Annotated in this window: 25 protein-coding genes and 3 tRNA genes; 11 read left to right on the plus strand and 17 right to left on the minus strand. The window is 34.0% G+C overall.

All coding sequences use genetic code 11. The features are described 5' to 3' along the window. Positions 1 to 77 precede the first annotated feature (77 nt). Positions 78 to 1,271 (minus strand): glycine C-acetyltransferase, encoded by a 1,194-nt coding sequence (gene kbl / locus BM253_RS00610; RefSeq protein WP_091517484.1) that lies wholly within the window; start codon positions 1,269 to 1,271, stop codon positions 78 to 80. A 36-nt stretch (positions 1,272 to 1,307) separates the two neighbouring features. Further along, complete coding sequence (locus BM253_RS00615) at positions 1,308 to 4,454, minus strand: UvrD-helicase domain-containing protein (protein WP_177205686.1); 3,147 nt, start codon at positions 4,452 to 4,454, stop codon at positions 1,308 to 1,310. Positions 4,455 to 4,560: 106 nt separating this feature from the next. Between BM253_RS00615 and BM253_RS00620 the strand changes: the two genes are divergently transcribed. Next, entirely contained in the window at positions 4,561 to 5,166 is a 606-nt protein-coding gene (locus tag BM253_RS00620; RefSeq protein WP_091517489.1) for a superoxide dismutase, read from the plus strand. A 49-nt stretch (positions 5,167 to 5,215) separates the two neighbouring features. Here BM253_RS00620 and BM253_RS00625 read toward each other — a convergent pair whose 3' ends face one another. Next, a complete protein-coding gene (locus tag BM253_RS00625) occupies positions 5,216 to 5,755 on the minus strand; it encodes a hypothetical protein (RefSeq protein WP_143095551.1) in 540 nt (179 codons plus the stop codon). On the opposite strand from BM253_RS00625, the gene BM253_RS00630 reads away from it, so the two are divergent. The 4 genes from BM253_RS00630 to BM253_RS00645 all read left to right on the plus strand — a co-directional run bounded on the left by BM253_RS00630 (position 5,746) and on the right by BM253_RS00645 (position 10,126). Next, positions 5,746 to 6,444 (plus strand): pseudouridine synthase, encoded by a 699-nt coding sequence (locus tag BM253_RS00630; protein ID WP_091517493.1) that lies wholly within the window; start codon positions 5,746 to 5,748, stop codon positions 6,442 to 6,444. The two genes, BM253_RS00625 and BM253_RS00630, sit on opposite strands and share 10 nt — an antisense overlap. A 13-nt stretch (positions 6,445 to 6,457) precedes the next feature. Then, positions 6,458 to 7,540 carry an endonuclease/exonuclease/phosphatase family protein gene (locus tag BM253_RS00635; protein WP_091517495.1) on the plus strand — a complete coding sequence of 361 codons (1,083 nt, stop codon included), beginning with the start codon at positions 6,458 to 6,460 and terminating at the stop codon, positions 7,538 to 7,540. 33 nt (positions 7,541 to 7,573) lie between these two features. Further along, complete coding sequence (locus tag BM253_RS00640) at positions 7,574 to 7,978, plus strand: hypothetical protein (protein ID WP_091517498.1); 405 nt, start codon at positions 7,574 to 7,576, stop codon at positions 7,976 to 7,978. Between the two features lie 108 nt (positions 7,979 to 8,086). Beyond that, entirely contained in the window at positions 8,087 to 10,126 is a 2,040-nt protein-coding gene (locus tag BM253_RS00645; protein ID WP_091517500.1) for a dipeptidyl-peptidase 3 family protein, read from the plus strand. Between the two features lie 32 nt (positions 10,127 to 10,158). On the opposite strand, the gene BM253_RS00650 is transcribed toward BM253_RS00645, so the two are convergent. Then, positions 10,159 to 11,748: a class I SAM-dependent methyltransferase gene (locus tag BM253_RS00650; protein WP_091517503.1), complete on the minus strand. Its 1,590-nt coding sequence runs from the start codon at positions 11,746 to 11,748 to the stop codon at positions 10,159 to 10,161. A gap of 178 nt (positions 11,749 to 11,926) precedes the next feature. Between BM253_RS00650 and BM253_RS00655 the strand changes: the two genes are divergently transcribed. The 4 genes from BM253_RS00655 to BM253_RS00670 are packed head-to-tail and all read left to right on the plus strand — an operon-like array spanning position 11,927 to position 14,574. Then, a complete protein-coding gene (locus BM253_RS00655) occupies positions 11,927 to 12,610 on the plus strand; it encodes an energy transducer TonB (protein WP_091517506.1) in 684 nt (227 codons plus the stop codon). Next, on the plus strand, positions 12,607 to 13,287 hold the full coding sequence (locus BM253_RS00660) for an energy transducer TonB (protein ID WP_091517508.1): 681 nt from the start codon (positions 12,607 to 12,609) through the stop codon (positions 13,285 to 13,287). The genes BM253_RS00655 and BM253_RS00660 overlap by 4 nt, the downstream gene beginning before the upstream one ends. Before the next feature lie 2 nt (positions 13,288 to 13,289). Further along, positions 13,290 to 14,000, plus strand: coding sequence for an energy transducer TonB (locus tag BM253_RS00665; RefSeq protein WP_091517511.1), 711 nt, complete (start codon positions 13,290 to 13,292; stop codon positions 13,998 to 14,000). A gap of 40 nt (positions 14,001 to 14,040) precedes the next feature. Further along, positions 14,041 to 14,574, plus strand: a complete 534-nt coding sequence (locus BM253_RS00670) for a pyridoxamine 5'-phosphate oxidase family protein (protein WP_091517514.1) — start codon at positions 14,041 to 14,043, stop codon at positions 14,572 to 14,574. Positions 14,575 to 14,757: 183 nt separating this feature from the next. Here BM253_RS00670 and BM253_RS00675 read toward each other — a convergent pair whose 3' ends face one another. The 3 genes from BM253_RS00675 to ruvC all read right to left on the minus strand — a co-directional run bounded on the left by BM253_RS00675 (position 14,758) and on the right by ruvC (position 17,442). After that, positions 14,758 to 15,531 carry a cyclase family protein gene (locus BM253_RS00675; protein ID WP_091517517.1) on the minus strand — a complete coding sequence of 258 codons (774 nt, stop codon included), beginning with the start codon at positions 15,529 to 15,531 and terminating at the stop codon, positions 14,758 to 14,760. A 229-nt stretch (positions 15,532 to 15,760) separates the two neighbouring features. Next, entirely contained in the window at positions 15,761 to 16,885 is a 1,125-nt protein-coding gene (gene hemW / locus BM253_RS00680; RefSeq protein ID WP_091517519.1) for a radical SAM family heme chaperone HemW, read from the minus strand. After that, positions 16,885 to 17,442, minus strand: coding sequence for a crossover junction endodeoxyribonuclease RuvC (gene ruvC / locus BM253_RS00685; protein ID WP_091517521.1), 558 nt, complete (start codon positions 17,440 to 17,442; stop codon positions 16,885 to 16,887). The genes hemW and ruvC overlap by 1 nt, the downstream gene beginning before the upstream one ends. A 59-nt stretch (positions 17,443 to 17,501) precedes the next feature. On the opposite strand from ruvC, the gene BM253_RS00690 reads away from it, so the two are divergent. Then, on the plus strand, positions 17,502 to 18,440 hold the full coding sequence (locus tag BM253_RS00690; RefSeq protein ID WP_091517524.1) for a lysylphosphatidylglycerol synthase domain-containing protein: 939 nt from the start codon (positions 17,502 to 17,504) through the stop codon (positions 18,438 to 18,440). On the opposite strand, the gene BM253_RS00695 is transcribed toward BM253_RS00690, so the two are convergent. Continuing rightward, complete coding sequence (locus BM253_RS00695) at positions 18,421 to 18,900, minus strand: hypothetical protein (RefSeq protein WP_091517527.1); 480 nt, start codon at positions 18,898 to 18,900, stop codon at positions 18,421 to 18,423. The genes BM253_RS00690 and BM253_RS00695 overlap by 20 nt on opposite strands. Before the next feature lie 45 nt (positions 18,901 to 18,945). On the opposite strand from BM253_RS00695, the gene BM253_RS00700 reads away from it, so the two are divergent. Next, positions 18,946 to 19,446: a DUF456 domain-containing protein gene (locus BM253_RS00700; protein WP_091517530.1), complete on the plus strand. Its 501-nt coding sequence runs from the start codon at positions 18,946 to 18,948 to the stop codon at positions 19,444 to 19,446. 35 nt (positions 19,447 to 19,481) lie between these two features. Here BM253_RS00700 and BM253_RS00705 read toward each other — a convergent pair whose 3' ends face one another. The 9 genes from BM253_RS00705 to trxA form a co-directional block, all read right to left on the minus strand. After that, positions 19,482 to 19,871: an energy transducer TonB gene (locus BM253_RS00705; RefSeq protein WP_143095552.1), complete on the minus strand. Its 390-nt coding sequence runs from the start codon at positions 19,869 to 19,871 to the stop codon at positions 19,482 to 19,484. 2 nt (positions 19,872 to 19,873) lie between these two features. After that, positions 19,874 to 20,776 (minus strand): energy transducer TonB, encoded by a 903-nt coding sequence (locus tag BM253_RS00710; RefSeq protein WP_091517535.1) that lies wholly within the window; start codon positions 20,774 to 20,776, stop codon positions 19,874 to 19,876. A gap of 2 nt (positions 20,777 to 20,778) precedes the next feature. Beyond that, a complete protein-coding gene (locus BM253_RS00715) occupies positions 20,779 to 21,627 on the minus strand; it encodes an energy transducer TonB (RefSeq protein ID WP_091517538.1) in 849 nt (282 codons plus the stop codon). A gap of 2 nt (positions 21,628 to 21,629) precedes the next feature. Then, positions 21,630 to 22,481: an energy transducer TonB gene (locus BM253_RS00720; RefSeq protein ID WP_143095553.1), complete on the minus strand. Its 852-nt coding sequence runs from the start codon at positions 22,479 to 22,481 to the stop codon at positions 21,630 to 21,632. A 9-nt stretch (positions 22,482 to 22,490) separates the two neighbouring features. After that, a complete protein-coding gene (locus BM253_RS00725) occupies positions 22,491 to 23,363 on the minus strand; it encodes an energy transducer TonB (RefSeq protein ID WP_091517544.1) in 873 nt (290 codons plus the stop codon). A 158-nt stretch (positions 23,364 to 23,521) separates the two neighbouring features. Continuing rightward, positions 23,522 to 23,595 (minus strand) — tRNA-Asp (locus tag BM253_RS00730). A gap of 51 nt (positions 23,596 to 23,646) precedes the next feature. Beyond that, positions 23,647 to 23,723, minus strand: a tRNA-Asp gene (locus BM253_RS00735). Positions 23,724 to 23,791: 68 nt separating this feature from the next. Beyond that, positions 23,792 to 23,865, minus strand: a tRNA-Asp gene (locus BM253_RS00740). Between the two features lie 196 nt (positions 23,866 to 24,061). After that, the gene (gene trxA, locus BM253_RS00745) at positions 24,062 to 24,379 is read right to left on the minus strand and encodes a thioredoxin (RefSeq protein ID WP_091517547.1); all 318 of its coding nucleotides are present in this window, start codon (positions 24,377 to 24,379) and stop codon (positions 24,062 to 24,064) included. Between the last annotated feature and the right edge of the window lie 55 nt (positions 24,380 to 24,434).

Below are 24,434 nucleotides of genomic sequence, written 5' to 3' on the forward strand. Positions count from 1 at the left end.
TATTTTCACAAAAATAAATTGTTTCAACAAATATACAAAATAATTTAGTGAAACCTTTAACATTTTTATAAGATTTTTTAAACTACCCCTAACTCTTTGGCTACTTCAGCGAATGCTTTGATAGCTTTATCCAAGTGCTCTTGTGTATGTGCTGCCGATAATTGCACTCGAATACGCGCTTTATCTTTTGGTACAACCGGGAAGAAAAACCCAATTACATAGATACCTTTTTCTAGTAATTTATCTGCCATTACCTGCGACAACTTGGCATCATACAGCATTACCGGAACTATTGCAGAATCGCCATCAATGAAATCCAATCCTGCTTCTCTAAGACCTTTTTTAAAGTAATTGGTATTCCACTCTAACTGATCTCTTAGTTTGGTATCTTTCTTTAATAATTCAAAAACCTTTAAAGACGCACCTACAATTGATGGAGCTAATGAATTTGAAAACAAATACGGACGTGAACGCTGACGCAAAATTTCGATGATCTCTTTTTTAGCAGTAGTGTATCCACCCATGGCACCACCCAAAGCTTTACCTAAGGTTCCAGTTATAATATCTACACGACCCATTACGTTTTTAGCTTCTAACGTTCCTTTGCCTGTAGCGCCAATAAATCCGGCTGCGTGGCATTCATCAACCATAACCATAGCATCATATTTATCTGCTAAGTCGCAAATTTTATCCAGCGGAGCGACTAATCCATCCATAGAGAAAACTCCATCGGTAACAATCAATTTAAATCTACGACCATCCGCAACTGCTTGTTGCAACTGCTTTTCTAAATCTGCCATATCGTTATTTTCGTAACGGTAACGCGCAGCCTTACACAAACGAACACCATCAATAATCGATGCATGGTTTAAACTATCAGAAATAATACAATCTTCGGCACCTAACAAAGGTTCAAAAACACCACCGTTTGCATCAAAAGCAGCTGCGTACAAAATGGTATCTTCGGTTCCGTAAAAATCGGCAATTTCTTGTTCTAACTGTTTATGAATATCTTGAGTTCCGCAAATGAAGCGAACAGACGACATACCAAAACCATGAGTATCCAAAGCATCTTTAGCTGCCTGAACAACTTCTGGGTGCGACGATAATCCCAAATAATTATTCGCACAAAAATTCAAAACTTTTTCGCCTGTACTAATGGTAATTTCGGCACCTTGAGGCGATGTTATAATACGTTCTTTTTTATACAAACCATTGTCTTTAATGGTATCGATTTCTGTTTGTAAAAACTCTTTAATAGCTCCGTACATAATTTTATGATTTGTTTTTATTTTAAGATTGATAGGTTACAAATTTATTATTTTTAAATCGTCTTGAATATACAAGAGCGTCTTTTTTGCGATTTCGTAGCCCATTTCTTCAATTGCTAAAGCATAATCGTTAATCTGTTTGGTGTATTTTGGTTGTTCTTCACCGGTTTTATAGTCGATGATATAAGCTTTGTTTCCACTTATGGCAACACGATCGGGTTTTATGTTTTTGAACGATTCATGCAAAATTGGTCGTTCGTTGTAAATGATATTTTCTTTATTGAAGAAAGGTTGCAACTCTGCATGCTGAACAATTTCTGTGATTTTTTCTGATATTTCGGTTTCTTCCGTTGCAGGCAACATTCCTTTCGACACTGCGTTTTTTACCACAAAAGCAATATCATCAACAGTAATAATTTCTGCCAACAGTTCGTGTATTAAATTTCCTTTTTCAATGGCATGCTGCTGTTTGGTATCCCACATAATTGCTTCGCGCTTTGCAATTTTTATTACCGATTGATCTATTGGTTTTTCTACTGATTTTATGACAATTGGTTTTAAAAGTTCATCTGTTTTTTCGGCAGATACTTTTACAGGATTTCCAAAATCATAATTCAATTCGTTTTCAGAAAATCGACCTAAATCTTCTAAATACGTCACAAAAAATGCAGCTAATGTGTTTGGCAACGTTCCTGTTTTAGATCGTTTGTAATTGCTGATGATATACAACTGCTCTTCGGCACGCGTTAATGCCACATATAAAACATTTAAATCATCCAGCAGTTCTTCCTGCTTTTTTTGATCGAACAAACGTTGTGCAGTTTCGCCATACATTTTCACGTCGTTTTTTAGATCGACCAATGCTTTAGGGATAACCAACTGATCGTTTTCTTCTAAATCTACCCAAATTTTATCGCGCGATTTCGAGAAATCTTCATCGGCAAAAGGATAAATCACCACCGGAAATTCCAATCCTTTTGATTTATGAACCGTCATTAAGGTCACCGCGTTTTCATTTTCAGGCGATGGAATACTCAATTTATGATAATTCTGCTCCCAATAATTTAGAAAATCGGCTATTGTTGATTGATTTTTTATGGTTCGTTCTAAAATCAAATCCAGAAAATACTGTACATAAGCTTCGGTTTTCTTTGTTGGGATAAAAGCCGAAACCATTAATTCCACAGCCACATACAAATTATTTTTACGCAGTTCTTTAAAATTGATTTCAATACCGAACGTTTTCAAATAGTTCTGAAAATCGATTTCATTATCCATCGCCATTCCTTTCACAATCACATCGTGTACTTTGGCATCTTTCAGAATAAATCGACCAACATAATATAAAATCAGTGCTTTTGCTTCTCTATCGTGATTGTTCTTTAAAAATCGCAACAAATTCAACAGCAACTGCACTTCGGTAGCGTTATTAATCAACAAAGTTTCCGACGATAAAATTCGAATTCCGTTTTTTGTTAAATGATTGGCAACCTTAACGCCGTCTTTACTTTTACGCGTTAACACCACAATATCGCCCAACGAAAAACCTTGATTCAATACCTTTTCAATCGTTTTTAAAACTTCATTCAGATACAAATCGTCTTTTGTAACCTCATCATCAACCAATAAATCGTTATTTAAAAACGAAATATTTACGAAACCGCCTTTTTTAGGATTTGTGTTTTGATGCGAATAATTCTCGTACAGATTTTGATACGCTGGGTTATTAAACTGATTCGCCAGAAACTTAAAAATCCCGTTGTTAAATTCGATCACTTCAGAAAAACTGCGGTAATTGGTATCTAAACTTATGGTTGCTTTTGATGGGTTTGAGAACGGATTTTCACCATCGCTCAATTGCATAAATTGTTCTGCCTTGCCGCCACGCCAACGATAAATTGCCTGTTTAGGGTCGCCCACAATCATCAACGAACCTTGTTTACCAAAATCGTCTTCGCCCGAAAGTGCGTTATCAATCAACGGCACCAGATTTTGCCACTGCATTTCTGATGTATCCTGAAATTCATCAATAAAAAAATGTCGGTATTTTTCGCCCAAACGCTCATAAATAAAAGGCGCCGGCTGATTTTTTAATTCTTCGTAAATAATCTTATTGAACTGCGAAATGGAAAGAATCTGCTGTTCGTTTTGTATGCGTTTTATTTCGTTGCTTATTGAATTCAACAACGAAAGCGGGACCAGATTTTTCAGGAAAGCTTCGTAAAAATAGACTTTTCCAAACAGCGGATATATCTTTTTTGTAATCGCTAATAAATCGGGAATTAATTGTTCAATCGCCTCTTTATCTTTTGCAGTTTTATTGATTTTAATATCATCAAACTCATAATATTTTTTATTGGCGTTATTGTAGTTTCCTTCAACAATTCCTATTAAATGCTTTGGAAAATACCCACCACTGAATGATTTATTGTCGATACCATTTGTTTCCAGCAACTGCAACGCGTTTTGAGCCAACACAACCGTTTCGTTTTTTAACTGATTGATCTGATCGTGCAGCCAATTTTTCAACGACAAAAACGTTTGCATTTCGATATTCTCAAAAGCTTCCAATTCTTGTTTATTGTTTTCGTTCAACAATAATCGACCGATTTCCATTAATTCGTTAGTAACATCCCAACTTTTATCGTCATCGGCTTTACTTATGGAAAAATCGACTAATAATTTCGTTAGTTCTTCATCAACACCGGCTTGCGAAATCAAAGCATCAACCGCTTCTTGCAACAACGCTTCGGTATCTAACGAAACTTCAAAATAAAAAGGTAAATTCAAATCAAACGCAAAAGATCGAATTACTTTATGTGTGAATTTATCAATGGTAGAAATATCAAAACCTGCATAATTATGAATAATGTTCTTTAAAATCTTTTTAGATTTTTCGCGAATATAAGCTTCGGTAAATTGCGTTTCATCAACAATTTGTTCCAGCAATCGGTATTCTTTTAGCGGAATTTCGTTCAAGGTAAACGCATAAATACACGAAACAATGCGCGATTTCATTTCGTTAACCGCTTTATTTGTAAAGGTAATTGCAAGCACGTTTCGGTAGGCATCGTCTTTATTGGAATATCCCAACAAAATTTTAAGATACTCTTTTACAAGCGTATGCGTTTTTCCGGCACCTGCCGATGCGTTATAAATGGTAAAGGCTTTTTTTTCCAAGATACTTTATAAAAATGTTAACAAAGAAGACACATAATAATTTTTGTTGTCGATGTATTTTGTTTAAATTTGAAATAAAAATAATACTAATCTTTAAACTATTATAGTTATGGCTTTCGAATTACCAAAATTACCATATTCTTACGACGCTTTAGAGCCTCATATTGACGCTAGAACAATGGAAATTCACTACTCTAAACATCACCAAGCATACACAACAAACTTAAATGCAGCGATTGAAGGAACTGATTTAGCAGGAAAATCTATCGAAGATATTTTAACAAATTTAGATTTAAACAACAAACCTGTTCGTAATAACGGTGGTGGTTTTTACAACCACAATTTATTTTGGGAAGTTATGGCACCTAACGCAGGTGGCGAACCAACTGGTGAATTAGCTACTGCCATTAATGAAGCTTTTGGATCATTCGATGCTTTTAAAGATGCTTTTGCTAAAGCGGGTGCTACGCAATTTGGATCGGGCTGGGCTTGGTTGTGTGTTAAAAACGGTAAGTTAGAAGTTTGTGCTACTGCAAACCAAGACAACCCTTTAATGCCTGGAATTGGATGTGAAGGAACACCGATTTTAGGTTTAGATGTTTGGGAACATGCTTATTACTTAAACTACCAAAACCGCAGACCTGACTATATTAACGCATTTTTTAATGTTGTTAACTGGGATGCTGTTGCTAAAAAATATGCAGACGCTAAATAATTAAATTAGTGTTTTATTAAAAATCGCCTTTTTAAGGCGATTTTTTTTTTTAATCATACAACTCATCGCCTTCTTTTACTTTATCTTTTAAATCAGATAGATTTCCTTTTGCCGATTTTTTTAATCCTTTTAAATCTGTGACTTTGTTTTCTGATTCCATCACTTTAATTCCAGCTTCTAATTTGTTTACTTCTGAAAAATAGGTGTCGTAAATAACATACTTGATTCCATTATTTGTAAAAGCTAGATATTTTAATTTCATTGCAGAATTTTTAATACCTCCACCTCTACTCCAACCAGAATATTCAAACTTTTGAAAACTTGATAAATCTTTTTCTTTTGGATATTCTAACTCAATTTTATTTTTTGAACCATATCTATAAACAATATATTTGTCGTCTTTATCAATACAAACCGTTAATTGTTTACCATTTTTCATTTTAAGATGATAAACTAACTTTTCGTTTTTTAATTGATAGCTTATTTCTGTACTTTTATCAAACTGAAATATTGACAAGAACAGAATTGAATATAATACAACTTTTGTCATCGCTCTTTTTTCTAAAGTTAAAAAAATAAATGTATCCACTCGAAATAATTTATCAAGACGAATATCTGGTTGCCATCAACAAACCGCATGATTTATTGGTTCATCAGTCGCCAATTGCCCGAAATGCCGAAGAATTTGCTATTCAGCTTTTGCGCGATCAAATCAATCAAAAAGTATATCCGGTACACAGGTTAGATCGAAAAACATCGGGTGTTTTGCTTTTTGCTTTAGATAAAGAAACTAATCGAAATTTGGTTGAACAATTCACAAATAAATCAACCGAAAAAAAATATTGGGCAATTGTTCGCGGTTTTTGTGCCGATGAATTAACCATTGATTACGCTTTGCATCGTGACGATGGTGTGTTACAAGATGCCGTTACCAAAATAAAAACCTTGGAAAAAGCCGAAATTGATTTACCGCATGGTAAACACCAAACATCGCGCTACAGTTTAATTGAAGCCACGCCTTTAACCGGACGCATACACCAAATACGCAAGCACATGGCGCATATTTTATACCCTATTATTGGCGACCGCCCGCATGGTTGCAACAAACAAAACAAACTGTGGCTGGATAAATTTGGCATGAAAACCATGTTGCTGCATGCACATAGTTTAACATTTCAGCATCCGCACACACAGCAAAGCATAACTTTAACAGCACAACCGTCGCAAGTATTTTTAGATGTTTATAAAATGCTTGGTTTTAAAACTTTAGATTTGTAAAAAATTTACCGTAATGGAAATTGGTTTTTATAGTTTATCTATCCTTTTAATTTTTGCATCGTTAATTCCGCTGGTAGAAAACCAACATTGGTTTTTTAGGATTTTCGATTTTGGAAAAGTCCAAATTTTTGTTTTGCAACTCATTGTTTTAGTTTTGGCATTTACATTTGTACCAAGAACTATCTATTTTTGGTTTGCTCAGGCTGCATTGGTTTGCTGTATGATTTACGAGATTTATTTGCTGTATCCGTACACGCCATTTTATAAGATCGAAAAAAAGGTAAAAACCGAAAAATCGTCTGAAAGTATTAAAGTCATTTCCACCAATATTTATCAGTTTAATAAAGAATACGATCGATTTTTGAAGTTTTTAGAGAACGAAAATCCGGATATTATTCTTACAATGGAATCGAACCAAGATTGGGAAGATGCATTGCAAGTTTTAAAACCGAACTATCCTTTTTTTTGTGAAATTGCTTTAGAAAATACTTACGGAATGCATTTGTATTCTAAAATTGAAATGACCAATTGCCAGAAACATTATTTTGTTGCCGATGATATTCCGAGTATTGAAGCTACTTTTAAAACAAAAGATGGTTTTGAGTTTGTGTTTTTTGGTGTGCATCCGCCACCGCCAAGCCCTACCGAAGAAGAAAATGCAAAAGAACGCGATGGCGAATTATTATCGGTTGCCAAAAAAGTAAAAGAAGATCGTAAACCTGCTGTTGTAATTGGCGATTTTAATAACGTGGCGTGGGCAAAATCATCGGTATTATTCAGAAAAACATCCGGAACAATCGATCCAAGAATCGGTCGCGGATTAATATCAACCTTTCATGCAAAATACCGTTTGCTGCGTTTTCCAATCGATCAAATGTTTCATACAACCGACATTTTTGTAGAAGAATTAAAAGCGATGCCAACTGTTGGATCTGACCATTTACCGTTGTACTGCAAGTTTTTTATCGATAAAATTAACGACGATCAGGAAGATTTGGTGGAACATTTGGATAAAGATGATCACGAAGATGTTACAGAAATGATTGAAGAAGGAAAAGCCGAAGAAAGCGACAGAGAAACCGTTGTTACCGAATAATTTAATTATCTTTACCACATAAACTGCTAATGAATGAAAGCATATATATCGGTTGATACAATTACAAGAAAATCTTTAGGAAAAGAAATTATTGCACTGGGCATGGCAATGAGTACGGCGAATGTGGAACAGTTTATCTTTGTTGATAAATATCCGTTTGAAGCCGGACAAGAAGCCGAAATGATGCAGCAAGCAATGAAAGAAATAGATTCTAGCAACTTTTTAATTATCGAAGCCACATCGGTTAACGTTACCTCGTGTATCGAATTGGGTTATGCCAAAGCAAAACGCAAACCTATTGTTTATTTGCAAAAAGCCGAAGCCGATACCAACGATTTACTTTTTGCGTTAAGTAATTTCCATATTTTATATTCAAGTCCAAAAGATTTGTTCGATCAGTTAAACGAATTTCTTAAAAACGTTTTACCGCAAAATTAATAAGCTTTGATATTTTCAAAGCTCTTTTTTTATCTGGTAGTTTCAATCAAAGCAAAACTTCACAACATAAATTTTAATATATTTGTTTTTCATATCACACAATTAAGCATGAAATTTAGTCAGTTTACCATGATAGCAATAGCTGTTGTATCGCTAACAGCCTGCAACAAAAACAACAAAGCAAGCAATTACAAAAGCGTTACAGACAGTTTACAAAGCGTGCAATTTGAACCTGAAAAATTTGCCGATGTTCAGGTGCTGAAATACGATATTCCGGGTTGGGAAAAACTGACCTTGAAAGAGAAAAAACTGGTGTATTATCTGGCACAGGCTGGCTATTCGGGTCGAGATATCTTTTGGGATCAAAACTACAAATACAACTTAAAAATTCGTACGGCGCTTGAAAATGTTTACAAAAACTACAAAGGCGATAAAAACAGCGAAAACTGGAAAAATTTCGAGATTTATTTAAAGCGCATCTGGTTTTCTAACGGTATTCACCATCATTATTCAAACAGTAAAATCAAGCCCGATTTTCCGCAAACGTATCTTCAGAAATTATTAAAAGAAACCAAAACAAATTTAGACGCAAGTATTGTGGAAGTTCTTTTTAACGATGTGGATGGAAAAAAAGTGAATTTAAACGAATCGAAAGGTTTGGTACAAGGTTCGGCGGTTAATTTTTACGGAAAAGGATTAAATGCGAAAGATGTAGAGCGTTTTTACGGAAGCATGATTCCTGCAGATACCTTACGACCTTTATCTACCGGATTGAATTCAAAACTGGTTAGAACAGAATCGGGTAAAATAGAAGAACGCGTTTGGAAAAGTGGCGGAATGTACGGCGCTGCAATTGATAAAATTGTTTATTGGCTGGAAAAAGCGGTAGAAGTTGCCGAAAACAAACCGCAAGCCGATGCGTTGAAGATTTTGATTGATTTTTACAAAACCGGCGATCTTAAAAAATGGGACGATTACAACGTGGCTTGGGTAAAAGCTACCGAAGGAAATATTGATTACATCAACGGATTTATCGAAGTTTATAACGATCCGTTAGGGCATAAAGCATCGTACGAATCAACGGTTCAGATTAAAGATTTCGATATGTCGGCAAAAATGGAAGTCATTTCTAAAAGTGCGCAGTGGTTTGAAGACAGTTCGCCTTTAATGCCCGAACATAAAAAGAAAAATGTGGTAGGTGTATCTTACAAAACCGTTATAGTGGCTGCCGAAAGTGGCGATACGTCACCGGCAACGCCAATTGGTGTGAACCTTCCAAATGCAGACTGGATTCGTGCTGAACACGGTTCCAAATCAATTTCGTTAGGAAATATTATCGATGCTTACAACAAAGCCGGCGGTGGCGATAAATTAAAGGAATTTGCGTTTGAGGAGAATGAAATTCAACTTTCACAACGTTACAGCGAATTGGCTGATAAGTTACATACGGCATTGCACGAGGTAATTGGGCACGCATCGGGACAGTTAAATCCGGGAGTTGGTACACCAAAAGAAACGCTGAAAAGTTATGCATCTACTTTAGAGGAAGGTCGTGCCGATTTAGTTGCGCTTTACTATTTGTACGATAAAAAAATTCAGGATTTAGGTTTGGTTGATAATTGGCAGAATCTGGGAATGGCAGCTTATAACGATTATATCCGCAACGGATTAATGACGCAGTTGGTCAGAATTGAACCAGGTCAGGATATCGAAGAAGCACACATGCGTAACCGCCAATGGGTTTCGGCTTGGGTGTTTGAAAAAGGAAAAGAATTCAACGTGATTGAAAAAGTGGTTCGCGACAATAAAACCTACTTTAAAATAAATGATTATGCGCGTTTGCATGATTTGTTCGGACAATTGTTGCGTGAAACACAACGCATAAAATCAGAAGGAGATTTTAAAGCTGCGAAAGAACTGGTTGAAAATTATGGTGTAAAAGTTGACAAACAACTACACAAAGAGGTTTTAGAACGCAGCAAAAAGTTCAACACGGCACCTTACCGCGGTTTTGTAAACCCTGTGCTTGTTCCTGTAACAAATGAAAAAGGCGAAATTACCGATATTGTGGTAACTTATCCTAAAACATTTGCAGAACAAATGTTGTATTATTCTAAAAACTATAATTTTCTTCCTTTAGAAAATTAATAACAAAAAGACCGCTTTCAACGCGGTCTTTTCTATTTTATCAAATGAATACTGATGTTTGCACGTTCATCGGCAGGATATTTTCGAGTATAATTATTATCAATCGACAATCCCGAACGTTTTACACATTCTTCAAAAATATCGAGCTCTAAAATATATTGATCCGAAAAACCGTGCGTAGCATCATAAGCTGTCGCAGCTGTTAATCCGATATTCTTCGATGTTATTGCAGGGGCAATCGTATGAAGTTCAATCACCAACAATCCGAATTTAGAAATAAATGGCCGCCATTTTTGTAAATGTTCCACCAAACTTTGTTCCACCCATTCGTTAGGCAACAATATGCCGTTGGTTGCATAAGCTCCGGTTGAAGAACTTTCTTGCAAATTTTCAGTTTTTACAGGTTGCTCCCAAATTCTGTTATGATCTAAAAAGGTACGCATATTCAGCAAATCGTTCAGTTCAATGTTGTATTCATCTTTTAAATCAGCAGCTAATTTTACCGGATTTCCAATATCGCCCCAAATAACTTTTGCCCAAATATCGTTTGCAATTAAATTGGCACGTGTAATTTTTAATGCTTCCTGATTATAATCGGCACCAACCAAAAACAACGGATGCGTTTCTAAATGTTTTCCACGCAACGTTCGGTTTTCAATGGTTTCAAACAAATGTTCCAGCAAAGCACCATTACCGCAACCCATATCTAAAATCCCTTTTGGTTGTTCAGCAAGAGGTTTGTTGAATATTTCGATAATCAACTCATCAACCGCTTTAAAGTACGTTGCGTGTGCACCGCCGCTTCCCCAAACATTCATGGCTCTGTCCACATGAATTTCTTGCTGTCCGCCGTTGTCTTGCTTCACTTCTAAAACATTTCCAAAAAGTAGGTGCTGCATCTGACTCAACATAGGAAAATACGAAACCGTAACGCCGTACGATGTTGCCCTGCGTGCAAAAAACAAACCTTGATCTGTAAAACTGTAATTGTTATTTTTCTTGTTGAACCAACCTAAATGCGTTAGAAAATCGAGCAGTTTTTCGAAACTTTCCGGATCTTTATGATATTCTTCTGCCTTAAAGCTCGACTCCATAAAATATTTGTGAAACATACCGTTCATTCCCAAACGAACAATTGTAGGACCAACCAAACAACCTTCCACATAATAATTCAGCTGTTTGCGAATTTCATTGTCTTCATCGTTTAAAGCCGAAGGTAAAAGTGTATCGTTCTGATAACTTTCTAACAACGGTTTTAACTTTAAAAAAGGTTCTTTTTCGAACAATCGATTATGGAAACCTTGCGAAAACTGAATCATTTCCATTACCGGTTTTAACGAATCTGCATAGCGCAACATTTGATCGAACTTTGTAGTTTTTTCAACAGAAACCTGCGGTTTAACTTGATATTTCAAAAAACCTTGTGATGCTAACACGCGTAATGCCACGTTTAAGTAGCCTTCATTCGCATTGAATTGATTTGCTAATTCGTTCAAAGTTACTTTTTCATTATTCGAAATAAACTGCAATATATCGGCGTTGTTAAGCGTAACTAAAACAGGCAAGGTTACAATCCCGTCTAAATGACGAAAAATAACGCTTCGTAAATCTTTTTTATCCATAAATATGTAAATCTTCTTTCAAATCACTATTCAACTAAATATGTAGCGACGACTATTTTTTAATCTTCACAAAATTAATAAACTTTATTTTACTACTGTATTTTTTATGAATCTTTTTACAAAACCTCTTATTTTACAGGTTCTGCAATAATTTTAGTAATTTTGCAAAAAACGAATAATGAAAAACACGCTACTTTTAATTTTGTTGGCTTTTAGTTTTCAAACAAACGCACAAACTGTTGAAGCTTCTACAACCATTCCCACAAACGAGTATTTAGATTTATTGGCTAGTAACTTGGAAATTCCCGATGCTGTTCAACAAAAATTTGCCAACCAAGATTTAAACCTAACTATTGTATTAACCATTACAAAAGATGGTTCGGTTTTTAATCCGAAAATTCAAAATGATTCCCTGCAATTAGAATCGAACCTAAAAAAAGCGATTGAAAAATTACCAAAATGGAATCCTAAAACCGAAGACGGTGTTGCTGTAGTTTCTAGAAAAGCTTTTAATTTATCCATTTTTATTCCAAATAAAGAAATTCACACAAGTACTAACGAAGTAGCTACTCCTGAACAAGGAATAGAAGCTTTTTATATTCAGTTTATAAGAAAGTTTAATGCTCCAAAATTATCTAACAATCGAGATATTGAAGTGTATGTTGCTTTTAGTATTGAAAAAGATGGTAGTCTTACAGATATAAAAATTGTGGAATCAAATGCACCTAGTGTTAATAACGAAGTGATACGTGTAATGAAGCTGATGCCAAAATGGAATCCTGCAACTGAAAATGGAGTACCTATACGTTCTGAATCCTTATTACCTATAAAGATTAAAGTTAAAATCAACAAGGAACCATGAAAAACACACTACTTATACTTTTTGTAATAGCTTTCTCTTTCAAAATGAAAGCTCAAACTGTTGAAGCTTCTACAACAATTCCCACAAATGAGTATTTAGATCTATTGGCTACAAATTTGGAAATCCCTGAAGCAATCAGTAAGAAATATGCAAACAGTTCCATTGACATTACAATTATTCTGACAATTACTAAAGACGGTTCGGTTTTTAATCCGAAAATTCAAAATGATTCCCTGCAATTAGAATCGAACCTAAAAAAAGCGATTGAAAAATTACCAAAATGGAATCCTAAAACCGAAGACGGTGTTGCTGTAGTGTCTAGAAAAGCTTTTAATTTGGTTATACCTATAGCAATGCAAGAAAAAAATACTGAAATATCTTCAGAAGCAACTCCAGAAGCTGGTAAAACGGAATACTTTCGTCAATTTATGCGAGGATTTAATATTAAAAATTATTCCGCAAACGATAAATCAGAAATCAAAATAATTGCAACATTCATTGTTGAAGAAGATGGTAGTTTAACAAATATCAAAATTATCGAATCTAATGAACCCAGCCTCAACAGAGAAGTGGTTCGGGTTATTAAATCAATGCCAAAATGGAATCCGGCGACTGAAAATGGAGTTCCTGTTCGTTCAGATTTTAAATTGCCTATTAAAATTAAAATCAATCAATAACCATGAAAAACACATTACTTTTACTTTTTGTAATTCTAACAACCATCGTTTCATCTGCTCAAAACTCAAAGGCAATTCCACCTTACGAAGCCACACAATACGTTCAGAATATTATTCAAGAATTAGAAATTCCCGATGCCACTTTTGATAAAATGCGAGGCAAAGACAATATTATTCAGGTAAAATTGTTTTTAAACGATAAAGGCGAGGTTACAAAAGCAAGTATTCCAAACGATGAATTTGAATTGGAAACCTTGATTGTTCCAATTATTAAACAGCTTCCCAATTTTAAACCTGCCATTGTGGACGGTACAGCTAAAGCGAGTTTGTACAACCTATCTTTTGTAATAAATGAGTACAATTATTTCAAAATGGTTCGCCAGAAAGCATCGCCAATAAACGGTATGGAAAAGTTTAGTGAGAAAGTCAGCAATAATTTCTATGTGACTGATCAGGAACGCGCGAATTTAAACGTAGCAAAAACAAAAACTAAGCTTGATATTGCCATTGATTTTATTGTTGAAAAAGACGGTTCGGTTTCAAGTTTTAGAATGGTTGACCCTGAACTGGAATATTTTCAGAAACGAATGATGCAAGCTGTAAAACGTGCTGCAAAAAAATGGATTCCGGGTACAATAAACGGATCGCCTGTTCGTACAAAATTTACTTATACGCTAACAATCAGCGTTGATTTTCACTCTTTAAACATATAAAACCGATATAAATACCTATTTTTGCAATAAATTTTTTAAAATGAGTACACACAACACACCACCAACACACAAAGAGGTTAAGCCTATTGCACCAAAAGTAAAAGAATTGGTTGCAAATTCTAAATCGATCATTTTAGGAACGGTTGATGCCGAAGGTAATCCAAATTCAAGCTACGCTCCGTTTGTTAACATTGACAATAAATTCTATATTTTAGTTTCTTTTATGGCGCGCCATACTAAAAACTTAGGAGATCAGAAAAAAGCATCGATGATGTTTATTGCCGATGAAAGCGATTCTAAACAGATCTATGCTCGTGAACGCTTGACTTTTGATGTTACTACAACTCAAATTGAAAGAGATTCTGACCAATGGAATACCGTTGTTGAAAAATTAAAAGAAGCGCACGGAAAAGTGGTTGAAGTAATTGTTCCTATGGAAGATTTTATCATGATTGCTTTAAACCCAGTGAAAGGTGCCTACGTAAACGGTTTTGGTAGCGCTTATTTTGTTGACGAAAACTTAGATGTTTTAGAACACAGAAACGATATTAATCACGGTCAAAAACAAGATTAATTATACATAAAACTCCTTCAATTTGAAGGAGTTTCTTTCTTTTAACAACATAGAATCATAGAGAATATAGATTTGGTAGATCTATAAATTTTAAGCACTACTTAAAAACTATACGTTCAGCAAAAATTATCATTAATTAAATCGCAAAAAACTATGTTTCTATGTGGTTTATTGTAAAAAAGCTTAAATGCTTTCTACTTTATAAATTATCGGTTTACTTGGCGATGCATCATTTTCAAACGATGCAATTTGCAGGTTTAAAATGTACGATCCATCTGCAACTTCACTATCAATAAAAACCAATTCGGTAATAGTGCAAATAAATCGCGCGTCGGCATTTACTTCTTTTACATTTTTCACATTCCAGAAGGCTTTATGCGCCACTAATTTGCCTTCATCAGCTTCTTTATCAACACTTGGTAAATCAATAAGCAAATGTTCCACACCAATTTCTCTAATAAAAACAGCCGCTTCTTCTGACAAATACGCCGGATTGGTGTTAGAATAATTCTTGTGCTTTTTTTCTGTTGAATTTGGAAGCGTTCTTATGATTAAAGCTTCTGGGTTTGATCCGTTTAAAGCTTTTTCAATTTGATTTTTAGTGATAACGAAATCATCATTGATCATTTCAGGTTCGATAGAAATTAATTCGGCAGTAAAAAAGAAGGTTTTTAGCGTTTGATTGATCGAATAAAAATCTTTGGTAATATGCCCCAAACATTCGGTATGCGTTCCATGTCCATGCGGATTAAACAGAATATTATTAAAATTTGTAGATGATTTTCCCGAGGCAACACTTCCCACAAAATCGCCCATAACCACCGGATTTATTTCGGGCTGATCTAAATACCACGCAATTGGGTTTTGCTCGTTATTTTGAATGGGTAAAGAAATATCGATTGGTTTTGATAAATCTATATTGTATGTTGTATCGTTATGTTGTATTGTTGTTTTCATTTTTTCATTTTTTTATTTACCACAGATGCACGGGTTGTATTAATTTCTTCTTTGCGCAAGGTATAAACTAATGATGAGATTCCGAAACAAGTTCGGAATGACATAATCACTTATTTTTCTCTACTCATTCACAGATTTTCTCTTGTACTTGTCAAGCTGAACTTGCTTCAGCTTCTCACTATTTTTAAAATGTGTATGAGATTCCGTGTCAGGCACGGAATGACAAAAGTTAATCCACCCAAAACAATTCACTTGCAATTCCGTCGCAAAAGAATTTACCTTTTAAAGTTGTTTTTAAAATAGTATTTTCAATCATCAGCTTTTCGTTAGTCAGAAAAACTTGTGCGTTTTTCAACAAATAAGCCAAATAATCTTGTCCAAAATCGGTTTCAATTTTCTCTAACGATACACCCCAAACCGTTCGTAATCCTGTCATCACATATTCGTTGTATCGATCAGTTTTTGATAAAACCTCAACTTCGTTCGGTAGTTTATCTTTCTGAATTGCGTTTATATACAGTGAATTATTCGCGATATTCCACGAACGATTTTCGCCGTTAAAACTATGCGCAGACGGACCAATTCCTAAATATTTTTTCCCTAGCCAATACGCTGAATTATTTTTAGAGAAATAATCAGGCTTACCAAAATTAGATAATTCGTAATGAATAAATCCTGCATTTTCTAACATTTCAATCATCAATAAAAAATGTTCGTGTGCAATTCCATCGTCTGGTGTTGGTATCTTTCCGTTTTTAATCAACGTAGCCAATGCTGTTTTGGGTTCAACCGTTAAGGCGTAACTTGATATGTGCGGAATATTCAAATCTAACGCTTTTTGTACGTTTTGTCTCCATCTCTCAACCGTCATTTCGGGAATTCCGTAAATTAGATCAATAGAAATATTATCAAAATATTTTTTGACTTCTTGCAACGAATTCCATGCTTCATGGGCATTATGCGCACGATTCATCATTTTTAAATCTTCATCAAAAAACGATTGAATGCCTATACTTAATCGATTGATTTTAGATTCTGCCAACTGCTTTATTCGATCTGCTGATAAATCATCAGGATTTGCTTCTAAAGTAATTTCTGGATTTTCTGCAACATTAAACAACTGATAAACTTCGTCAATCAACAGATTAATTTCATTGTTCGATAAAACGCTTGGAGTTCCACCACCGAAATAAATGGTATCAACAGGTTCGGTAATTTCGTTTTTTCGCAAGAAAAGCTCACGACGCAAAGCCGAAATCATCTCTTCTTTCTTTTTTAACGAGGTAGAAAAATGGAAATCACAGTAATGACACGCCTGCTTGCAAAAAGGAATATGTAGGTAAATGCCCGCCATTATTTTTTGGTTACGCGGTCTGCATTTTGACTTACGAAGGCACCCCAACCCGAATAACTTTTGCCAACAACGGTTTTGCCTGAATTAAAAAAGTGACAAACAGCTGCTGCCAAACCATCGGTAGAATCCAGGTTTTTAGGCAGTTCTTTTAAACCTAACAATTGCTGCAACATTTTTGCAACCTGTTCTTTACTGGCGTTTCCGTTGCCGGTAATTGCCATTTTTATTTTCTTGGGTTCGTATTCGGTCACAGGAATTTGGCGCGACAATCCGGCTGCCATAGCAACACCTTGTGCCCTACCCAATTTTAACATCGATTGCACATTTTTACCAAAAAAAGGAGCTTCGATTGCAATTTCATCGGGATGATGCGTATCAATCAACTCAATTGTTCGTTCAAAAATACGTTGTAATTTTAAGTACGGATCGCTCATTTTGGCTAGATTCAGTTCGTTAAGCTGTATAAACTCCATAGAATTTTTCACAACTCTAATTAAACCAAAACCCATAATTGTAGTTCCGGGATCAATCCCTAATATAATTCGTTCGTTAGCCAAAATGCTTAATATTCGTTAATTTAGTATGCGTATGCTTAAAAAAATCATTCCTTTGCAGTATGAAATTTCTGTCACCCAAAATTAAACAATTCTTATTACTTCTGCTTAAATTAATTGTAGTGGGTGGTGCTTTTTACTTTATTAAAAATCAGCTTACAGAAAAAGATTTTAATTGGGATATTATTTCGCAAACATTACAAAAACCGAATGCGTGGTTTTTAGTTACGATACTTTTAATACTGACATTTTTAAACCGGTTTTTAGAGATTTTAAAATGGCAGAATTTAGCTAAAGTGGTAAAACCAATAAGTATTTGGGAAAGCACCAAACAGGTCTTAATTGGTATTACATTTGGCATTGTTACACCAAACGGAATTGGCGAATACGCAGGAAAAGCTTGGTTTTACGATAAAAAACACGCTGTTAAAATTGTTTTTTTAAACGCTGTATGTAACGGAATTCAGGTAATTTTCTCTGTTACTTTCGGGTTAATCGGTACGCTTTACATAAATTCTTTACACCAATTTATTGACGCAAAATATATTTTACTGTTTTTTGGGATTTTATTTGCTGTTATTTTAGTGATACTTCTGGTTAAAAATATTCGAATTAAAGGATATTCGCTACAAACACTATTTAAAAGCTTAAAAGAAATTCCTAAAAAAATCCATAGAAAAAACATTGTTTTGGCGTTGTTTAGGTATTTGGTTTTAATACATCAGTACTTTATTTTGTACACGCTTTTCAGCGTTGAAATCCCGTATTTTGTGTTATTGGCGGTTGTTGCGAGTATTTATTTGCTGGCATCGAGCTTACCGAATTTTCAGGCAGTAGATTTTGCATTGAAAGGAAGTGTGGCTATTTATTTATTCAGCTTTTTTGGTGTGGATGGATGGATCGTAACCCTTGTTGCGGCTTTAATCTGGCTACTGAATCTGGTAATTCCCATTTCGATTGGAAGTATCTTTCTGTTGATTTTTAATCCGAAGAAGGATTGAACTTTACATTCAGTACAAACTGAGTCGTAACCGGAATTCCGCGTTTTGTTGCCGGCTGAATTTTAGAAAAACTATTTTTGTGCTTTTTCATTATGCTGTCTAACATAAACTTCGGCATTAATTTTTCGTTCACAGCTTCCGTTTTAAAATCAATTTCGCTGTTTGATGAAATACTAACTTTAAACTGAACCGAATCGATCGTAGAAATCTTAACCAGAGAATCGGTTTTTAAAACCCGAACCACTTCAAAATTCAATCGATCAAAAAAACATTCTTTATTTTCAGCAGCATCGGTAAGTTTTTCGCATGAATCGTACGATGGATAGGTGTCCACCTTACTCCAATCAATCGCATGCAATTCACGACGTAACAACTCTTGTGAATTGGGTATTTCTTTCTGAACAAAATTGCAGGAAGTAAGCAGAAAAGTAAAAAAAAGAAATGCCCAATAATTTTTCATGAAAAATTAAATCGTAAATTTAAAAGCAAAAATACAAAAATAACTATGGAAATCTTAATACTCATTGTAAGTTTATTGTTTGTGTTTGTGGGAATTGCAGGAAGTGTGCTACCCGCTTTACCCGGACCGCCTTTAAGTTGGATTGGATTGCTGATTTTGTATACCATGCCAAACATTAAATTTGATTACTGGATATTGGGAATTACCTTTGTTTTTACGCTGATTATTGTGATTTTAGATTATGTAATTCCAGCTCAAGGAACCAAACGTTTTGGTGGTAGTAAGTACGGAATTTGGGGCACAAACATTGGATTGATTGTAGGAATTTTAGCCCCGATCCCATTTGGGTTTATCATTGGACCATTTGTTGGCGCTTTTATCGGTGAACTGATTTACGATCAAAACGATTCTAAACGCGCATTAAAAGCCGCAACCGGATCTTTTTTTGGTTTTTTGGCATCTACCTTTATAAAATTTGTTTTCTGTATGATTTTATTTGGGATTTATATTCACACCGTTTGGAAATACTGGAGTGTTTGGTTTTAGATTTTAAACTATACTATCGAGATTAAATCAAACTCTTAATCTGCATTTAAACTCATAGATATAGTAAATCGTGAACGAACAGATTTCCCAACGTGTTTTGCTGGAATCCATTTTGATTTTTTCAAAACAGATATTGCTTTTTGAATGTTTTTTTCAGATAAATTCTCATTTTTTACCTGAATATTTGAAAGTGAACCATCTTTTTCAACAATAAATTGAAATATTAGAGCATCAAGACCTTTTTCATTTTTATATCTTTTAAGTTCAATAGCTAACTTATATTTTAATTTATTTAGACCTTCAGAAGGAATTGCCTTGACTTGGGCAAAAGTATGAATTCTATTATCTTCTTCCAGCATATTCTCTTGCGCTATTGATTGAAATCCAGCCATAAAAACAAAAATGACAAAAAAAATATTTTTCATATTTATAATTTTAGTTTGAAGGTTTGTTTGAAATGTTCTGTAACAGCATCGGCGATTTTCGGATCTTCGGATGATATAACTATACCTATAAAATAGCCTTCTTTATACAATACAATCATCTTTGATTTACTAAATGGTCTGTAACTTCTTGTATAAATTGTCAATTCTACAGCTTTACTTTCAGACAATTGTATTTCACTTACTATAAAACCTTGGTTAATCATATTGATTTTCACGTCTTTTATAGTCTGTTCAGCTTCTTTCGCATCTTTCTTTTCAACCGAAATTTGATAATAAGCTGATTCATCTTGACTCTCGTAATAAAGATCTTTTTTATTATCCTTTTTAACAAAAATACAGTTGCATTTAAACTCAAACAAATCTGTGTTAATAAGAAAATTATCTAATGATTTTAAGTAAGTTTCAGATATTGTTTCATTCTTTTCTTCAATTTCATTTAAAGATTTTTCTTGAGTTTCACGAAGTTTTTTATCATCTTCATCAACGCGTATTTTCATAGGCAATGTAAAAGCAGAGCGAACCATTTTACCGTTGTGTGTAGCAGGTTTCCAAGCGGGCATTGTTTTTAAAACACGAATTGCTTCTTCGCCTGCACCAACACAATCTTCGGAAACTATTTTAATATCAGAAAACGAGCCATCTTTTTCTACTATGAAACGTAATTTTACTTTTAATTCAAAGAGATTAGATATTGGTAATCCGTTTAAACTAAAAGCATTTATAAAATTATTCATAAACTGATGTATCCCCTCTTTAGGTTGCGCTTTTGTTTGAACAAAACTATAAACCTTATTATTTTCTTGCTGATTTTCTTGCTGATTTTCTTCTTGCGCGAAAATTTGTGATGTAACAAAAAGTACAAACAATAATAAAATATTTTTCATAGTTATAATTTAAGTTTGAAGGTTTGTTTTAATTCGTTCATAAATTTTATTGCTAATTCCCTTTTATAAGATGCTACACTAATGCTGAAAAAATGACCACTTTTATAAAATCCAATAATTTGTATGTATGGATTTTCTGAAAATTCGTCATAAAACCCTACCTCTTTCATTGGAATTTCTAAAAATACAATATCCTTAAAAGTTGCATTTGGGTCTTTTACATTATTATCTAGCATTTTTACCATTTCATTACCTAAATCTTCAGGCATTTGCATTATAGTTACTTGATATTCAACAGAATTATCTATATTCTCAATTCTAAAATCGGTTTTTCCCAGACCTGTTGTAACAGTGCAATCGTTACATTTTAATTCAAAATATTCAGTTTCTACTTTTGAAACTGTTATTAAAGCTCTTATCTCTTCTGTTTTTTCAGCTTCTTCGATTTCTCTTTCTGCTTTTAATGTCATTCTCATTGGCAAAGTAAATGAAGAACGAACTTTTTGCCCGTTATGTTTTGCAGGATTCCACGCAGGCATTGTTTTTAAAACACGAATTGCTTCTTCGCCTAAACCTTCAGCACTTTCATTTAGAACTTGAATATCGCTAAAAGAACCATCTTTTTCGACAATAAATTTTAATCTTACATCCAATGTAACTGTGGATGATGAAAATTTCTTTCTATTAATCTTTCTTACATAATTTTGATAGAAACCCGACATCCCTTCAATTGGAGAAGCCTTTTCTTGTACAAAACTATAAACCTTATTATTTTCTTGCTGATTTTCTTTTTGTCCGAACATTTGTGATCTAACAAAAAGCACTAACAATAATAATATAATATTTTTCATTTTTATAATTTAAGTTTAAACGTTTGTTTTAAATCGGCAAAATTAAACTTTGAAATTTGTTCGTTTGTCGAAATCACTGTTATAGTTATTAAATAATTTCCAGCGATAAAGTAAAGTACGTTATTATAAAATACACTTTCACTTCCATTCACAACAAAATTACTTTCTAAAGCTTTGTGCGTTTTATAATCAACTTCATTAATGGTTGCTTTTTGCTTTTCGGCATCGGCTTTAATTAAATCGAAATGATTTGCTGTATTACTCAAAAGTATTTCTTTCAAATTAATAGAATAAAAAACGTTGTTATCGGCTGTGTTATAAGCAAATTCTTTAACCTTATTGTATTGGTTTGTATTGCTGTTGATTAGTTTACAATTGCACTCAAACTCAAAATACTCGGTACTTACTGTTCGTTCTAAAATTGCTTTATCTAATAACGCTTTGTCAACACTTCTTAAAGGAAATCTCAATTTAACAGGTATTACATGAACAGACCGAACTATTTTTCCTTTATTTTCTGCGGGTTGCCAAGCAGGCATCAGTTTTAAAACTCTTACTATTTCTTCAACATACGCATAAGCATGCTCGTTTTCTTCTATTTCGATATTAGAAAGCGTACCGTTTTTCTCAATGACGAATTTTAATTTAAAAGAAATCTCATCAAATTTCGGTGGAATAACCAACGAGTTAAATTGACCAGTAAAGGCTTGCAAAAATTTAGACATCCCTTGTTTTGGTTCTGCCTTTTTTTGGACAAATCTGTACACTTTGTCATCATCCATCTCGTTTACTTCTTGAGCTTGAATTGTAGCTGAAGAAAACATAATAAGAAAGATGAGCAGGAAAGTTCTCATAACATCTTTTTAAATTTTCAACTTAAAATTTCTTTTAAGATGCTCAAATAACAAATCCGCTAATTGTGTTTTATACGAAACTACACTTACAGCTATAACATATTCATTGTAATAAAAAAACAGCATTCGGTAAACATTTACATAATCACCATTTGGGATATTAACGTGAAGTTCAGTAGCATCTATTCCATTAAATGACACTTTTTTAACAACTGAATTTTGTTTTACGGCATCACTATGAATAGTTGCAATTTCATCTTTAGCTTGTTGTGAAGTTAATTTTCTAAAAGCTACATTATACGATGCCTTTTGATCTTGCGAAGTCATATAAAATTCCTCAGACTTCAACTCATCATTTTTTGAACTTCGAGCCAACGTACAATCACAAGTTAAATCAAAAAAATCAGTATCAATTTTATTCGATTTTAACAAAGCGTTGAACGTATTTATTTCTTCAGGTGTTTTTAAAACAATTTCATCTGGTGAAGTTACTGCCGACGGAGTTATTCTAATAGTTATAGGCAATGTAAATGACGACCGAACATTTTTACCTTCGTGCATAGCAGGATTCCAAACAGGCATTTCGTTTAAAATACGTATTACTTCGTTTTTAAAGTTATAAGTATCATCAACTAAAGTGATATCATTAAAGGATCCATCTTTTTCAACTACAAACTTTACACGCAATTTAATTTCAGTTACATCGTTAGGAATTTTATCTGCATTTTTATAATCGAATTTGTTTACAAACTCTTTCATAAAAGCCTGCAAACCTTCTTTTGGACTTGCTTTCTGTTGAACAAATGATTTAACCTCGTCTTGTGCAAATACCGAAAAACTATTGACAATTAAAATTAAAAGCAGTAAAAGTATTTTTTTCATGTTTATGTATTGTGAAATACAAAACTATGGTTTTATTAGGTAAGATAAAAATCAAAAAAGCCCTCCGATTTGGAAAGCTTTTCATTGGTCTAACTACTAAACCAGGTACTTGCGTACCTAAACAACACAACTAAGTTTAAATTCTTGCGCGAATTTCGCGGTCTGGACGGGACTCGAACCCGCGACCCCATGCGTGACAGGCATGTATTCTAACCAACTGAACTACCAAACCAAAACATTAAAGGGCACAAAAGCCCCTCGTAACCGAAGGGCTATTGTATCTTGGCGGTCTGGACGGGACTCGAACCCGCGACCCCATGCGTGACAGGCATGTATTCTAACCAACTGAACTACCAAACCAAGATAATGTTTTATGTCAAAGAAATTTTACTTTCGCAAAATTGTAAAGAACCGTGTTCTTTGTTTTGCGGTCTGGACGGGACTCGAACCCGCGACCCCATGCGTGACAGGCATGTATTCTAACCAACTGAACTACCAAACCGTTTGTTAAGTTAATGTTGCGTTTGCTTCATCATTTCAACGGTGCAAATATACGACCATTTACTAATGGTGCAAACATTTTTTAAAAAAAATAAGATACTGTTTTAAATATTTTTTTTACACCGTTACTTTTCAATCATTTACAAAAAAAATACCAGAACTAATTCTGGTACTTTTATTACTATATTTTGTACTTATTACAACAATTTGGTAAGTGCATCAACATAAGTTTGCTTTGGTGCTACACCAACTTGGCGACCTACTACTTCTCCGTTTTGGAAAATTAATACCGTTGGTATGTTACGCACACCGTATTGTGAAGCAAAATCTTGGTTTGCATCTACGTCTACTTTTCCTACAACAACTTTTCCTTCAAAATCTCCGGCTAATTCCTCAATTGTTGGACCTAACATTTTACAAGGACCACACCATTCTGCCCAAAAATCTACTACTACCGGTTGTGCTGATTTTAATACTACTTCTTCAAATGTTGCATCTGTTATTTCTAAAGCCATAATTTTAGTTTTTATAAATCTATATATACAAATTTAGTTATTTTTTTAATTGCTA

The organism is Paenimyroides ummariense (genome assembly GCF_900115115.1).
Taxonomy (GTDB): domain Bacteria; phylum Bacteroidota; class Bacteroidia; order Flavobacteriales; family Flavobacteriaceae; genus Flavobacterium; species Flavobacterium ummariense.

What these genes read in the sequence shown, in the direction of transcription:
- trxA (WP_091517547.1), bottom strand. Translation starts at nt 24,379, where the DNA reads ATGGCTTTAGAAATAACAGATGCAACATTTGAAGAAGTAGTATTAAAA.
- kbl (WP_091517484.1), bottom strand. Translation starts at nt 1,271, where the DNA reads ATGTACGGAGCTATTAAAGAGTTTTTACAAACAGAAATCGATACCATT.
- BM253_RS00695 (WP_091517527.1), bottom strand. Translation starts at nt 18,900, where the DNA reads ATGAAAAATTATTGGGCATTTCTTTTTTTTACTTTTCTGCTTACTTCC.
- BM253_RS00720 (WP_143095553.1), bottom strand. Translation starts at nt 22,481, where the DNA reads ATGAGAACTTTCCTGCTCATCTTTCTTATTATGTTTTCTTCAGCTACA.
- BM253_RS00620 (WP_091517489.1), top strand. Translation starts at nt 4,561, where the DNA reads ATGGCTTTCGAATTACCAAAATTACCATATTCTTACGACGCTTTAGAG.
- BM253_RS00700 (WP_091517530.1), top strand. Translation starts at nt 18,946, where the DNA reads ATGGAAATCTTAATACTCATTGTAAGTTTATTGTTTGTGTTTGTGGGA.
- BM253_RS00645 (WP_091517500.1), top strand. Translation starts at nt 8,087, where the DNA reads ATGAAATTTAGTCAGTTTACCATGATAGCAATAGCTGTTGTATCGCTA.
- BM253_RS00655 (WP_091517506.1), top strand. Translation starts at nt 11,927, where the DNA reads ATGAAAAACACGCTACTTTTAATTTTGTTGGCTTTTAGTTTTCAAACA.
- BM253_RS00675 (WP_091517517.1), bottom strand. Translation starts at nt 15,531, where the DNA reads ATGAAAACAACAATACAACATAACGATACAACATACAATATAGATTTA.
- hemW (WP_091517519.1), bottom strand. Translation starts at nt 16,885, where the DNA reads ATGGCGGGCATTTACCTACATATTCCTTTTTGCAAGCAGGCGTGTCAT.
- BM253_RS00690 (WP_091517524.1), top strand. Translation starts at nt 17,502, where the DNA reads ATGAAATTTCTGTCACCCAAAATTAAACAATTCTTATTACTTCTGCTT.
- BM253_RS00635 (WP_091517495.1), top strand. Translation starts at nt 6,458, where the DNA reads ATGGAAATTGGTTTTTATAGTTTATCTATCCTTTTAATTTTTGCATCG.
- BM253_RS00710 (WP_091517535.1), bottom strand. Translation starts at nt 20,776, where the DNA reads ATGAAAAATATTTTATTATTGTTTGTACTTTTTGTTACATCACAAATT.
- BM253_RS00725 (WP_091517544.1), bottom strand. Translation starts at nt 23,363, where the DNA reads ATGAAAAAAATACTTTTACTGCTTTTAATTTTAATTGTCAATAGTTTT.
- BM253_RS00705 (WP_143095552.1), bottom strand. Translation starts at nt 19,871, where the DNA reads ATGAAAAATATTTTTTTTGTCATTTTTGTTTTTATGGCTGGATTTCAA.
- BM253_RS00670 (WP_091517514.1), top strand. Translation starts at nt 14,041, where the DNA reads ATGAGTACACACAACACACCACCAACACACAAAGAGGTTAAGCCTATT.
- BM253_RS00630 (WP_091517493.1), top strand. Translation starts at nt 5,746, where the DNA reads ATGTATCCACTCGAAATAATTTATCAAGACGAATATCTGGTTGCCATC.
- BM253_RS00660 (WP_091517508.1), top strand. Translation starts at nt 12,607, where the DNA reads ATGAAAAACACACTACTTATACTTTTTGTAATAGCTTTCTCTTTCAAA.
- BM253_RS00640 (WP_091517498.1), top strand. Translation starts at nt 7,574, where the DNA reads ATGAAAGCATATATATCGGTTGATACAATTACAAGAAAATCTTTAGGA.
- BM253_RS00665 (WP_091517511.1), top strand. Translation starts at nt 13,290, where the DNA reads ATGAAAAACACATTACTTTTACTTTTTGTAATTCTAACAACCATCGTT.
- BM253_RS00715 (WP_091517538.1), bottom strand. Translation starts at nt 21,627, where the DNA reads ATGAAAAATATTATATTATTATTGTTAGTGCTTTTTGTTAGATCACAA.
- BM253_RS00650 (WP_091517503.1), bottom strand. Translation starts at nt 11,748, where the DNA reads ATGGATAAAAAAGATTTACGAAGCGTTATTTTTCGTCATTTAGACGGG.